This is a genomic window from Streptomyces sp. NPDC026500 (assembly GCF_055567635.1).
This window is the reverse complement of the sequence record NZ_JBVHQB010000030.1, coordinates 1-12,854: the sequence shown is the minus strand read 5'-3', so window position 1 is coordinate 12,854 and position 12,854 is coordinate 1. Positions and strand designations below refer to the sequence as shown.

Sequence of the window (12,854 nt, the reverse complement as noted above, 5' to 3'; positions counted from 1 at the left end):
ACGTTCGTCGTACGGCGCCGCCGCGGCCCGAGCGTCACCTGTGTGGCTTGAGTGGTGCTCGATTCAGGCTGCGTACAGATCGAAGGTCGAGGTGCGCCGCGGCCCGCTGGCCACGTCCAGGCGCGGGTCGACGGCGAGCATCGCCTGGTGCAGCCGCTGGAGTTGCGGCGAGGGCTCCACGCCGAGCTCGGCGATCAGCCGCTGGCGCATCCGGCGGTAGACGTCGAGCGCGCTGGCCTGCCGGCCCGACCGGTAGAGCGCGACCATCGCCTGCGAGTGCAGCCCTTCGTGCTGGGGGTGGCGGGCGATCAGGTCGGTGAGCTCGGCGATGAGTTCGATGTGCCGGCCCAGCCGCAGGTCGGCGTCGATGCGGCGCTCGCGGGCCACGAGGCGGCTCTCCTCCAGCCGCATCACCTCGATGTCGAGGATCGGGCCGACGCGTACGTCCACCAGCACGGGCCCCTCCCACAGGTCCAGTGCCGCGCGCAGACACTTGGCCACCCGGGCGTCCTCGCCGTCCTCGTGCGCCTGCTGCCCCTCCGCCACCAGGCACTCGTACGCGCGCACGTCGACCGCCTCGGCCGGGATCTGGAGCAGGTAGCCGCCGTACCGGGTGGCGAGCACGTCCTTGGCCGAGCCGGGCGCGTCCGGGCCCATGGCGGTGCCCAGTCGGCGACGCAGCTGGAGGATGTAGGTCTGAAGCGTGGTCAGCGCGCTCTGTGGCAGGTGGGTGCCCCAGATCTCTTCCATCAGCGTGGACACGGGCACCACCCTGCCCGGGTAGAGCGCGAGCAGCGCCAGGATCTGGCGCGGCTTGCCCGCAGTCGGGACGACCGATATACCGTTGACTTCGACATTCAACGGACCCAGCACCTTGATCTTCATGATTCCCCTCCGCGCTTTGCCGGCCGACTTCGGCAACAAGTCGGTGTTCGAGCTTTCAATAGTGTCGCCTTCCGGCCCTTCTTGTCTTTTCCGTCGACGGCGGACGAGTGGCACCATATCCTCCCCCGACCGTCGCATATGCAGAAATTGAGTGCGTCTTGAGCGACCTTCCAATGGGGCCGCCGGACCCGGCGCACAGGCAGCCGACATAGCGCCGAGAAAACACCGACGTGTCATGTAAAGGCCCGTATCGGCCGCCCGAGTTCTCTTCCGGCGCCCTAGGCGGCGCTGTTAGGTTTCCGGCCATGGCAACGGATTCGACGGCGCGCAGCGCCGACCCGCTCACCCGCGGGCTGCTGAACCGACTCGCCCGGGACCGGGCCGCAGGCCCTGCAGCCCGTGCTGCAGGCCCGCCCGGGCTGCAGGGCCTGCCCGATCCGAAGACCCTGCTGCGGCTGCTGAGCGCCTGGCATCGGCGCGGGGTGCAGGTGGGCTTTCCGGACCTGACCGGCGACCAGCCGTGAAAACGCGAGGCACCTGAATCCCCCTCAAGGAACACTCCACGACTCCCCGCGTACGGCTGATAAATCCTCCACCGGCGCCGAGAAGCGCCTAGAGTCCGGTAAGAGCGAAAGGATCTGTCCGCGGCCGTTTCTGAGTGAATGCCGAATACGGATCTGCGGCCGCGTACTTGCCGACTCTCCCCGTGCGAGGATGAGATGGAGTTTGGGATCCTGGGTCCCGTCCAGGTCTTCGGCGAGCGCGCCGATATGCGGATCACACCGGCCGGCGCCAAGCAGCGCGCCCTTTTGGGTACGCTCGTCGTGAAGGCCGGCCAGGTCGTTTCCCCGGACCGGCTCGTCGACGAATTGTGGGGTGAACATCCGCCCGCCAACGCCGCCAATGCCCTCCAGACCCATATCGCCCGGCTGCGCCGGCTGCTGCCCGTCCTCGCACCCGGTTCCGGTTCCGGTTCCGGCGAGAGCCACCACGAGTGGCTCGTGACCCGCCCGCTGGGCTACGTACTGCGCCTGGGCCGGGCCGGCACCGACGCCCAGCGCTTCCACCACCTCACGGCCCGGGGCCGCTCGCTGGCCGCCACCGACCCGGCCCGTTCGGCCGAGGTCCTGCGCGAGGCGCTGGCGCTGTGGCGCGGCCCCGCACTGGAGGGCGCGGGCCGCGGCACCATCTGCTCGACCGAGGCATCGCTGCTGGAGGAGAGCCGGCTGATCACCCTGGAGACGCTGTACGACGCCTGCCTGCGGGCCGGCCGGGCCGGGGAGGTCGCCGGCGAGCTGGCGGAGCTGACGGCCTCTCACCCGCTACGTGAACGGTTCTACGAGCTGCTCATGACCGCGCTGTACCAGTGCGGGCGCCAGGCCGAGGCACTGGGCGTCTACGACCGGGCGCGACGCCGGCTCGTACACGACCTCGGAGTGGAGCCAGGGCCCGTACTGCGCGGCCGTATGGAGTCGATCCGCCACCGGCAGGACCCGGCACCCGGAGAAACCGGAGAAACGGAAGGGGCGGCGGGCCTGCACCCGCTGGGCGCCGAGGTGGCCCGGCTGCGCCACCAGATCGAGGTCCTGAGCCGGCAGCAGCGAGAACTGGCCGACCGCTTCGAGCAGCTGGCCACGGACCGCGCGGCGAGCCGCTGACGGCCGCCCTCGACGCCCCGTACACAGCACTGAAGTCCTTCTCCCGACCCCTCGTTCGAGGGGTCGGGAGAAGGGCTTCAGTGGTCATGCCGCCGGCTGCCGCGAGGCCAGGGCGGTCAGTTCGTCCGCGCCACGAGCCGCCCGCCGCCGGCCCCCGCCGGAGCGGTCACCGGGAGAGTCGCCTTGGGCGGGGCCGCACTCTCGGGGTGCGCCATCAGGATGGAGCGCTGCAGCCTGCTCAGCGCGGCCGAGGGCTCAAGGCCCAACTCGGAGACGAGCATGGTGCGCAGCCGCTGGTAGACGTTGAGCGCCTCGCCGCGTCGGCCCGAGCGGTGCAGCGCCAGCATGAACTGACCGTGCAGGCTCTCGTGCAGGCGGTACTGCTTGACCAGGACGGTCAGCTCCGACAGCAGCTCGCGGTGGCGGCCCAGGCGCAGATCCGCCTCGATGCGCTGGTCGAGCGCGCACAGGCGCAGCTCCTCCAGGCGCCTGACCTCCGTCTCGATCCGGCTCCCGGCCTGTACGTCGGTGAGCGCGGGACCGGTCCACAGCGAGAGCGCGTCCGCCAGCCGGCGCGCGGCGCCCTGGTAGTCGTCGGCGTCCATCGCCCGGTAGCCGGCACCGGCCCTGCGCTCGAACTCCCGGTAGTCGACGCTTCCGCCACGGGTCTCCAGGCGGTAGCCGCCGGGGAGAGTGGCCAGAATGTCCTTCGGGGTGCAGCGCTCGTTCTCGCCGTACGCCAGTGCCACGCCGATGAGCTCGCGCAGTTGCAGGACGTACGTCTGCAACGTGGTGCGCGCACTGCGCGGCGGGTTCTGCTCCCACAACTCCTCGATCAGCGTGGCCACAGGGACCGCATGGTCGGCGTGGAGCGCGAGCAGGGCCAGGACCTGCCGCGGCTTGGGTGCCGTCAGCGTGATCGACACCCCGTTTTCATGAACGGACAGCGCACCAAGCACTTCGATGTCCACGTTTTCCCCAAAGGTCGCCTGGAGCCGTTCCCGGCCTGCGCGTTTCCCGCGTTTCCCGCTGCCGGGGCCCGGGTGTGCAGCCAACCGGACCCCTTGATAAAAAAACAGCACGGTCGGTTTGTCAATCTCAGATGCCCACCTGGAGGGTCCGGCAGACCATTTCCAGCCGCTCATTGACTCCATGACCACCCCAACTGCTCCCATCCGGGCGCCAATTGACCTGCATTTCCAGGCAAGTCGGCGCACCGATCCAGCCGAACACCGGCGAAGGAGGGTCACCACGACATGTCCGAAACCTTCCCCACTGCCGCACGCAAGCGGCCCCGGCCCCTCGCGTCTTCGCGAAGAGCAGGGGCCATCTGCCGCACCTGCCCTCACCTGCTGAAACGCGGTGCATGGGCAGCCGGGGTTCACCCCGGCCCTGAAGGACCGGGCACCCTGCCCGAAAAGCAAGGGTGGAAATGCAGCGCTCCGCTGCTCACTCCGGCCTGTGCGCTGATCACGGAGAGGGACGCCACCGCGAAGCCCTCGCGGTAGAAGGTCTCGGCGGCGGATCCGATCAGCCTCTCCCGCGTTCGCACCGCACGTTCTTGTTCGGCCATCGAGTGCTCCGTTACTGCGGGGGATTGCCGTGCTTGCGAGAGGGCAGGTCTGCGTGTTTGCTGCGGAGCATCGCCAGCGAGTTGATGAGGACCTCGCGGGTCCGGGCCGGGTCGATGACATCGTCGACCAGGCCGCGCTCAGCGGCGTAATAGGGGTGCATCAGCTCGGCCTTGTACTCCTTGACCATGCGCTCGCGCATGGCCTCGGGGTCTTCGGCCTCGGCGATCTGCTTGCGGAAGATGACGTTGGCGGCGCCCTCGGCGCCCATCACCGCGATCTCGTTGGTGGGCCACGCGTAGGTCAGGTCGGCGCCGATGGACTGGGAGTCCATGACGATGTAGGCGCCGCCGTAGGCCTTGCGCAGGATCAGCGATATCCGCGGGACGGTGGCGTTGCAGTACGCGTACAGCAGCTTGGCGCCGTGGCGGATGATGCCGCCGTGCTCCTGGCCGACACCGGGCAGGAAGCCGGGCACGTCCAGCAGCGTGATGATCGGGATGTTGAAGGCGTCGCACATCTGGACGAACCGCGCGGCCTTCTCCGAGGCCTCGATGTCGAGCACACCGGCCAGCGACTGCGGCTGATTGGCCACCAGGGCGACCACCTGGCCGCCCAGCCGCCCCAGGGCGCAAATGATGTTGCGCGCCCAGCGCTCGTGGACCTCCAGGTAGTCGCCGTCGTCGACGAGCTCCTCGATCACCTTGGCCATGTCGTACGGGCGGTTGCCATCGGCCGGAACCAGGTCCAGCAGCACCTCGCTGCGCCGGGTCCGGGGATCCGTGCACGTCACACACGGCGGGTACTCGCGGTTGTTCTGCGGAAGCATGGAGAGCAGGTAGCGGACCTCAAGGATGCAGGTCTCCTCGTCGTCGTACGCGAAGTGCGCCACGCCCGAGGTGCCGGCGTGCACGTCAGCGCCGCCGAGGCCGTTCTGGGTGATCTCCTCGCCGGTCACCGCACGGACCACGTCCGGGCCCGTGATGAACATCTGCGAGGTCTCGCGGACCATGAACACGAAGTCCGTCAGCGCCGGGGAGTAGGCCGCGCCACCGGCGCACGGGCCCAGCATCACCGAGATCTGCGGGATGACCCCGGAGGCCTTGGTGTTGCGCTGGAAGATGCCGCCGTAGCCGGCCAGCGCCGAGACGCCCTCCTGGATACGGGCGCCGGCGCCGTCGTTCAGGGACACCAGCGGCGCGCCGGCCGCGATGGCCATGTCCATGATCTTGTGGATCTTCGTGGCGTGGGCCTCGCCCAGCGCGCCGCCGAAGATGCGGAAGTCATGGGCGTAGACGAAGACCGTGCGGCCCTCGACCGTGCCCCAGCCGGTGATGACACCGTCGGTGTACGGCCTCTTGGCCTCCAGGCCGAAGCCGGTCGCCCGGTGCCGGCGCAGCTGCTCGACCTCCTGGAACGAGCCCGCGTCCAGCAGCAGCTCGATGCGCTCCCGGGCGGTCAGCTTGCCCTTGGCGTGCTGCGCCTCGGTCGCCTTCTCGCTGGGGCCGCGCAGCGCCTCCGCACGGATCGCCTGCAGTTCCGCCACCCGGCCGCGCGCGTCCGAAGGCTCGGCGGTCACTTGGAGAATGTCATTGAGGACTGTCACTGTGCCTGCCTCCCTCATGAGCGCGGCCGGACTGCACCCAGTCAACAAACCGCGATGCGGTTTACGTGAGGTGAGGGCTGGCACGCGCGTGAATCAGCGTTGGAAAAAGCGCCTGCCGATTCGCGGCCGGCGCTCATGGCTCTATCGCCAGCCGTACGGGGAACGCCACTCGCCGCCGGGGTCCTCGGGACGGCGCCACGACGGGACGGCGGGAAGCGGCTCCTGCTCACAGGTCACCGCCGTCCGCCCGGCCAGCAGTGAGCACAGCACGACGGCCACCGCGGCGAGTTCGTCATCGTCGGCCCGTCCGCGCTCGACCCGCAGCGCGAGGGGTGGGACGTCCGCTTCACCCATGTCCGCTCCTCTCGGTTCCGGCCACCGTCCGGCACCGCGCTGCAGAGGCACTTCAGTACCGCTCAAGAGGCGCCGGAGCGGGCGGCCCGGACCGCCACCCACGCTGTGAGCCGGAGAAACGCCGGAGAAGGGGCGGGCTGCGCACAGCAGTGCCACCGACCGCGGGCGGCGACGGCGAACGATCCCGTACGGAGGCTCCGATTCCTCTAGAAATCAAACCGGTTGCCCCCTATTTTTCCTCCACAGCCATCTCCGATCTCGTTCAGGGGGAGCGATGACCGCGAGCACGTTCCGGTTCGAAGGTCCGTCGATCGAGCACACGACGACGCAAACCGCTCAGTCACCTTTCCGGTCGGCCAAACCGCTTCACGGGCACCTGACCACCACGGTCCCCAGGGAACTGGTGCACCGGGCAGCCGTCGCCGAGGTCGTGCTCACCGGCTGGCAGCGCCTGGGTGACGCCCACTTCGCGATGACCGCCCAATGGCCGCGGGGCCACAGCTTCTTCACTCCCGTGAACGGAACCCACCACGACCCGCTGATCGCCGCTGAAACGATCTGCCAGGCCGGTGCCCTGCTCGCCCACGCCGAGTTCGGCGTTCCCATCGCCCACCAGTTCCTGCTGGACGAGCTGACCTTCACAGTGCGTCCCGAGGAGATACAGGTCGGCGGGACGCCCGCCGCACTGGACCTCGACGTCACCTGTTCGCAGATCAAAAAGCGAGGCCACCGGCTGGCCGGCATGTGTGTCGAGACCAGGGTGCTGCGCGAGAGGCGGCTCGCCGCGTCGGGACGGATCTCCTTCAGCACCATCACTCCGGCCGTGTACCGGCGGCTGCGTCCGCAGCGCGTCCTCGACGCCGGGGACCGCCCCCTCCCGCCGACGGCTCCGGTGGCCCCGGCCGCCGTGGGGCGCTGCTCACCCACCGACGTGGTCCTCTCCCCCACCGGCGAGCCGGACCGCTGGCAACTGCGCGTGGACACCTGCCACCCCACCCTCTTCGACCACCAGGTCGACCACGCTCCGGGCATGGTGCTCCTCGAGGCCGCCCGCCAGGCGGCGACCGCGGTCCTGGACAGACCCTCGATCCTGCCGCTCGGCCTCGACTGCGCATTCATGAGGTACGTGGAGCTGGACCTGCCCTGCCTGATCGACGCCCTGCGCCTGCCCAAGGCCGCGCCCGAGGACCCGGAGACGGTTCTCGTCACGGGCCGCCAGGAGGGCCGGCCCGTGTTCACCTCGACCCTGCGGGCCGCCCCGTTCGACTGACCGCGCGAAGAAGGAGCGCCCCGGGGACCTTCCCCTCCCCGCCACGGCCGGAGGGCGCGGCGCGCCCGCCCGGTCCTCGGACAGCCACGGCCCCCCTCTGCCGCGGCACGGCGCCGAATGCCGCGAGGTGGTCCTCGGCCCAGGTCCGCGAAGGGCGAGGACGGGGCCGGACGGCCGGTCAGGCGGCCGGCGGTGGCCTCCCCGCACGCCTTGCCCCCCGCACGCCGGCGTCCCGCCGCGGCCGGCAACGCCTCGACGACGGCCGCGGGATGACGCTTCGCCGGCAGGACGCGGGCCGGGACAGTTCCCCGAAGCGCAGGGGTTGCCGAGCAGCCGGCCGAGCCGTTCCGTCCGCTCGAGCGCGCCGATCGGCCCGGGTCCGGTCGGGGTGGGGACCCGCCCTTCGCGCCCGTCCTCGGTCAGCACGCCCACGGCCGCGGCCGCGACGTCCCGCGGGTCGCCGCACGCAGGCCGACCGCTACCGCGCCCACGGCGAGGCTAAAGGAGCGACCTGGCCAACCGTCCACACACCGGCCCGTGCCGCACCCCGGCTCGCACCGAACGCCGGATCATCAAGGTCCGCGTCCTGACCCGCCGCCGCCTGGCCCGCCTGACACACCCGGAGCAGACGACGGGCCGCGTCATACGCCGCTACGGACGTGCCCGGCCAGGCGAGTCGGCGCATGTCGACGTCAAGAGGCTCGGCCCTGGGCGGCTGGACCTCACGTCTGTCCGTGCGTCGCGATGTCCCCATCGAGGCTGATGGCCGAGCTTTGTTCGACGCGTTCGAGAGAGCGTTGTGGCTCTGCTGCGCTGAATGCCGAGCCACCTCCTCAGCCGGAGCTCTCGACCTCCCGGTCCTCGCCAACGCCCGTCCCGATGCGTTTGCGGGGACGGGTTGTTCGAGCAGTTCGGCGTGGTGGCAGGCGATCGCCGCGACGGGGATGCCGTCAAACCGTCCTGTCCGATCAGCAGACAAGGCAGTTCGCGAACCCATAACAGCCCACATGCTGTTTATCCCCGGCGGGGCGCCGCAGCCGTCGTACCACCGGGCTTCAGCCCGCTCAGGACGTCGGCCGAGGCCAGCCGGGGCAGCAGCAGATCCCAGAACTGCACCAGCGTCTCCGCCGACGTCCACGTACGGTCGTCCGCGCCGAGCTGCTCGAAACCGACGGTCGCCGCCACCACCGTGACCGAGGCATCGGCGGCGGACACCCCCTGAGCGAGAACGCCTTCGCGCTCGGCACCCTTGAGCACCTCCTCGACCCAGCTCTGCCACTGCCCGCGCAGATCCACGGCCCCGTCGCGGCGCGGCGGGCCGCTGCCCAGCTCGAAGCCGGCCCGGACCACGACGTCCTGGTCCAGCCGCTCCATCAGGGCATGGGTGGCGTCGATGAGCCGCTGCAGCGGATCGGGGCTGCCCGCCTGCGCCGACGCGGTGATCGCACGGAGCATGGCGGCCGCCTCGTCCTCGACCCCGCGCGCCAGGGCCTGCTTGCTCTCGAAGTGGAAGTGCAGCGCGCCATTGCTCACTCCGGCCCTCTTGCTGATGGAGGTGAGCGAGGCCAGAGCGAAGCCGTCTCGTGCGAACACCTCGGCCGCCGCTCGCACCAAGGACTCGCGCGTGCGCGCGGCACGCTCCTGTTTCACCATCGACGGATCTCCCCTGACTGCGGTCGGCCGGTCGCACCGCGGACCGGCTCTCACGTTCGTGCCTGCTCGTGCGTCCTGCCGGGGGCGGGTTGCCGCGCCCGCGCGTGCACACGGGAAGGCAGACCAGCGTGTGGGTCGTGCGAGGCCTCGCGAGGACCGGGCGCGTACCCGCAGCTGTGTCCGGGTGGTCGGCGCGGCCGTCCACCGAGCCGCGCGACACGGGCGCATGGGATCGGACTTGCGCTCCTCACTCATGGACCTTCGCCGCCCCGGTTGACGAGGAGGACTATAACAAACCGCGCACGCGGTCTCTATTTTAGTCGTGAAGTGACCGCGAAGCCAGTGCCGCTTCGGCGCTGCTTTCCGATGCACCGGGATGCAGATCCGGCCGTCAGCGAAATCCGGCCACCGGCGCCTCCTCGTCCACGGCCACCGCACCTTCCCGCCGGCGGGGCAATACCCGGACCACGGCCGCCGGTTCGCTTCGCCCGGTCGCCGACGACCTACCTTGATCAGGGTTTTTTCCTTTTCAAAAGACACCGTCGGACAGTCCGCTCGAGGGCGACTCGAGGCAGGCGGGTGGCGCCCCTCACGCACCCCGTGGGCCGCAGGTGGTCCACGGCGCCGCGACCGCGGACGGCTTGCCCGTTTCGGGTTGATATGAAGAAATACGGGCACCCCTCTGCGCATTTGGAACTACTCGGTCCACATATTGCACATTGGAACTTCGCATTCCTTCTAGAAATTAAACCGGGTGGTATGTATCTTCCATGTCCTCGGAGATCCACCACCCACATTCAGGCCAAGGCGGCTCGGGGGAACCATGTCTACGAGTACGTACCGCATGAACCGCGTGATACCCGGCATGACGGGTCTGGGGGGCCATGCAGCCCTCGCAGGGGGCGGCGCCCTCGCCTTCCAGCCTCTGACCAGTACTGTTCCAAAGGAACTCGTTCACCGCGCGAGCGTCGCCGAGGTCATGCTGACCGACTGGGCGCGCAGGGACGATCACCACTTCGTCCTGGCCGCCCAGTGGCCCCGCGGGCACAGCTTCTTCACGAACGTCGACGGCTGTCACGACCCGTTGATCGCCGCCGAGACGATCCGTCAGACCGGCTTGCTCCTGGCGCACGCCGAGTACGGGGTCCCGTTCGGCCACCACTTCCTTGTGAGCAATCTCAGTGTGGCGGTACGGCCTGCGCATCTGCGCGTCAACGGAACTCCCGCCTCGCTCGAACTCGACGTCAGGTGCCGTGACGTGAAGGAGCGCCACGGCGAGGTGACGGGGTTCCGCATCGAGGTGGAGATCTACCGCGACGGCGACCTCGTCGCGACCGGAGGCGGCACGCTGACGTGCATCGCCCCCAGGGTCCACCAGCGGCTGCGTGCCGTCCGCGGCCCCGGCTGCGCGCACGTCCTCCCGTTGACGGCCCCGGAGCCACCGCAGACCGTCGGGCGCATGTCCCCCATGGATGTGGTCCTCTCCCCCATCGGCGAGCCGGACCGATGGCAGCTGAGGGTGGACACCCGCCACCCCGTGCTCTTCGACCACATGGTCGACCACGTGCCCGGCATGCTGCTCCTCGAGGCCGCCCGCCAGGCCGCGGCGGCGACACTGGGACACGCTTGTCTGCCGCTCGCCGTCGCCAGTGAGTTCCTGCGGTACGTCGAGCTGGACGCCCCCTGTGTGATCGAGGCGTGCCTCGTTCCGGGGACGGGTGAGGAGGGTGCGAGGACCGTGCTCGTCACCGGCCGGCAGGGCGAGGCGACCGTGTTCCGGTGCACCGTGACCATGGCCTCGCCCCTCCGGTGACCGCCCTTGGGCATCTGCTTTCCCGGGGACGCCGCAGCTCTTCGGGGCAAGCAGATGTCACTCGGGGCCGCCTGCCGGTCACCCACCCGGCGCGAAAGCCGCCAGATGGTCCTCGGCCCACGCACGGAACGTGCCCGCCGGGCGGCCGGTCAGTGTGCCGACGGTGTCCTCCACCCCGGCCTTCGCGCCTGCGCGTTGGCGTTCCGCGCTCTCCAGCAGCGCTTCGACCACCGGCGCCGGATAACGGCTTGCGAGTGCGGCGCGCGCGTCGTCCGGGGTGAGTTCCTCGAAACGCAGCCGGACGCCCAGCAGCCGGCCGAGCTGTTCCGTCTGCCCGACCGCGGTGACGGCCTCGGGTCCGGTCAGCGTGTAGGCGCGGCCGGCGTGCCCCTCCTCGGTCAGGACGCGTGCGGCGACCTCCGCGACGTCCCGTGGGTCCACACAGGCGTTGCCCGAGGTCCCGTACAGCGCGCGAACGGTGCGCGTGGACCGGACGGACGGCGCCCACGACAGGGCGTTGGAGGTGAACGCGCGTGGGCGCAGCAGGGTCCACTCCAGGCCGGAGGCGCGCAGCAGATCCTCGTTGACGCGCTGCCAACGGGTGATGAGATCGTCGGCCTGCTCGTCCAGCACTGCGGCGGCGGAGAGCTTCACCACCCGTTGCACTCCGGCCGTTTGTGCCGCGCGGACGAACCGGTCGTCATCGTCACCGGCGACGCTGGTCGTGACGAGGAACGCCGTCCGTACGCCTTCCAGCGCCCTGGCCAACGATCGCGGATCCTTGTAGTCCCCGGCGACCGTCTCCGCCGTCGCGGCCGCCCCGGTCACCTTCGCGGGGTGCCTGGCCATGATGCGAACACGCTGGCCGGCCGGAAGCCGCCCGAGCAGTTCCCGGCCCACCGTCCCCGTACCCCCGGTCACCAGGATCACCGGGGGTCTCCTTCGCCCGCCGAGGCCACGCCGCCATGTGATCCGTCCATGGACTCCTGCCCCTCCGGCGATGCTTTTCCGCAACTCATTGAACGTCGTACGGCTGGAAGGGGGTGCGCAAACACCAAACAGCCGCAATATACAAACTAGACGGTTTTTTATTGGGTCTCCGGGTCATCTACAAGAGGAGGCCGGCCGGCATGGCGGAGCAGGAAAGGGTGTTTCGCCCCCAGGGCGAAACACCTCGGCGCCGCGTGCGACCGCGTCCACGCCGGGGCGGGCGCACCGCTCGTGCCGGGCACGTCCCGGCGGTGAGGGCCGCCCGCTGCGGCAGCCCGGTGTGGATCTAGGCCGACCTGCACAGGAGCCCTGGCGAAGGCCGGACGTCAGAAGGGCATCGGAATGTCGGAGCACGAGCGGGAGCTGGCCGAGTCCCAGCGCGAGCACTGGCAGCAGACCTACGACAAGCACCCGGGGATGTACGGCGAGGAGCCGTCCGACCCGGCCGTCCACGCCGTCGGCGTGTACCGGGCGGCCGGCGCCCGCGAGGTGCTGGAGCTGGGCGCCGGGCACGGCCGCGACGCGCTGTACTTCGCCCGCGAGGGCTTCACCGTGATGGCCACCGACTTCAGCCCGGTCGGCCTGCAGCAGCTGCGCGAGGCCGCCCGCGATCAGGGCACGGCGGATCTGGTCACCACGGCGGTGCACGACGTGCGCGAGCCGCTGCCGCTCGCAGACGCCTCCGTGGACGCGGTGTTCGCGCACATGCTGCTGTGCATGGCGCTGTCCACCGCCGAGATCCGCGCCCTGGTCGCCGAGGTGCGGCGGGTGCTGCGGCCGGGCGGTGCGTTCGTCTACACCGTCCGGCACACCGGCGACGCGCACTACGGCGCCGGCACCGGGCACGGCGACGACATCTGGCAGCACGGCGGCTTCGCCGTCCACCTCGTTTCCTTGCGGGGTGCCCCGGCCTTCAGGCCGGGGGTGAATGCGAGCTGCTGCGGAGCAGGGCAGGGGCGGAGGAATCGCCGTCAGGGCGATTCGTCGTCGCCCTGACGGCGTCGAGGGCGATCTCGAGCAGGTGCAGGATCTCGGCGTTGAGGGGCCGCCGGTC

Annotated in this window: 11 protein-coding genes and 2 pseudogenes; 6 read left to right on the top strand and 7 right to left on the bottom strand. The window is 70.3% G+C overall.

All coding sequences use genetic code 11. From position 1 onward, the window contains the following. Window positions 1–63: 63 nt before the first annotated feature. The gene (locus ACZ4N5_RS37130) at window positions 64–885 is read right to left on the bottom strand and encodes an AfsR/SARP family transcriptional regulator (protein WP_355857440.1); all 822 of its coding nucleotides are present in this window, start codon (window positions 883–885) and stop codon (window positions 64–66) included. Between the two features lie 305 nt (window positions 886–1,190). Between ACZ4N5_RS37130 and ACZ4N5_RS37125 the strand changes: the two genes are divergently transcribed. Together ACZ4N5_RS37125 and ACZ4N5_RS37120 are read left to right on the top strand one after the other, a co-directional pair. Further along, complete coding sequence (locus ACZ4N5_RS37125; protein ID WP_467761432.1) at window positions 1,191–1,409, top strand: hypothetical protein; 219 nt, start codon at window positions 1,191–1,193, stop codon at window positions 1,407–1,409. A 195-nt stretch (window positions 1,410–1,604) separates the two neighbouring features. Continuing rightward, window positions 1,605–2,543, top strand: coding sequence for an AfsR/SARP family transcriptional regulator (locus tag ACZ4N5_RS37120; RefSeq protein ID WP_467761431.1), 939 nt, complete (start codon window positions 1,605–1,607; stop codon window positions 2,541–2,543). A 116-nt stretch (window positions 2,544–2,659) separates the two neighbouring features. Here the strand turns inward: ACZ4N5_RS37120 and ACZ4N5_RS37115 are convergent, their stop codons facing one another. The 4 genes and pseudogenes from ACZ4N5_RS37115 to ACZ4N5_RS37100 form a co-directional block, all read right to left on the bottom strand. Next, a complete protein-coding gene (locus tag ACZ4N5_RS37115; RefSeq protein ID WP_326783041.1) occupies window positions 2,660–3,514 on the bottom strand; it encodes an AfsR/SARP family transcriptional regulator in 855 nt (284 codons plus the stop codon). Window positions 3,515–3,969: 455 nt separating this feature from the next. Continuing rightward, window positions 3,970–4,116 (bottom strand): annotated as a pseudogene (locus ACZ4N5_RS37110) (TetR family transcriptional regulator); the annotation flags it as partial. A gap of 11 nt (window positions 4,117–4,127) precedes the next feature. Further along, the gene (locus ACZ4N5_RS37105; RefSeq protein ID WP_467761430.1) at window positions 4,128–5,738 is read right to left on the bottom strand and encodes an acyl-CoA carboxylase subunit beta; all 1,611 of its coding nucleotides are present in this window, start codon (window positions 5,736–5,738) and stop codon (window positions 4,128–4,130) included. Window positions 5,739–5,861: 123 nt separating this feature from the next. Continuing rightward, complete coding sequence (locus ACZ4N5_RS37100) at window positions 5,862–6,074, bottom strand: acyl-CoA carboxylase subunit epsilon (protein WP_467761429.1); 213 nt, start codon at window positions 6,072–6,074, stop codon at window positions 5,862–5,864. Between the two features lie 274 nt (window positions 6,075–6,348). On the opposite strand from ACZ4N5_RS37100, the gene ACZ4N5_RS37095 reads away from it, so the two are divergent. Beyond that, entirely contained in the window at window positions 6,349–7,344 is a 996-nt protein-coding gene (locus ACZ4N5_RS37095) for a ScbA/BarX family gamma-butyrolactone biosynthesis protein (RefSeq protein ID WP_467761428.1), read from the top strand. A gap of 508 nt (window positions 7,345–7,852) precedes the next feature. Beyond that, window positions 7,853–8,050, top strand: a pseudogene (locus tag ACZ4N5_RS37090) (IS481 family transposase); the annotation flags it as partial. A gap of 308 nt (window positions 8,051–8,358) precedes the next feature. Here ACZ4N5_RS37090 and ACZ4N5_RS37085 read toward each other — a convergent pair. Further along, a complete protein-coding gene (locus tag ACZ4N5_RS37085) occupies window positions 8,359–8,997 on the bottom strand; it encodes a ScbR family autoregulator-binding transcription factor (protein ID WP_467761427.1) in 639 nt (212 codons plus the stop codon). A gap of 823 nt (window positions 8,998–9,820) precedes the next feature. On the opposite strand from ACZ4N5_RS37085, the gene ACZ4N5_RS37080 reads away from it, so the two are divergent. Beyond that, window positions 9,821–10,810 carry a ScbA/BarX family gamma-butyrolactone biosynthesis protein gene (locus tag ACZ4N5_RS37080; protein WP_467761426.1) on the top strand — a complete coding sequence of 330 codons (990 nt, stop codon included), beginning with the start codon at window positions 9,821–9,823 and terminating at the stop codon, window positions 10,808–10,810. Window positions 10,811–10,888: 78 nt separating this feature from the next. Here ACZ4N5_RS37080 and ACZ4N5_RS37075 read toward each other — a convergent pair whose 3' ends face one another. Continuing rightward, complete coding sequence (locus ACZ4N5_RS37075; RefSeq protein ID WP_467761425.1) at window positions 10,889–11,740, bottom strand: NAD(P)H-binding protein; 852 nt, start codon at window positions 11,738–11,740, stop codon at window positions 10,889–10,891. Window positions 11,741–12,142: 402 nt separating this feature from the next. On the opposite strand from ACZ4N5_RS37075, the gene ACZ4N5_RS37070 reads away from it, so the two are divergent. Continuing rightward, entirely contained in the window at window positions 12,143–12,796 is a 654-nt protein-coding gene (locus ACZ4N5_RS37070; RefSeq protein WP_467761424.1) for a class I SAM-dependent methyltransferase, read from the top strand. Window positions 12,797–12,854 lie beyond the last annotated feature (58 nt).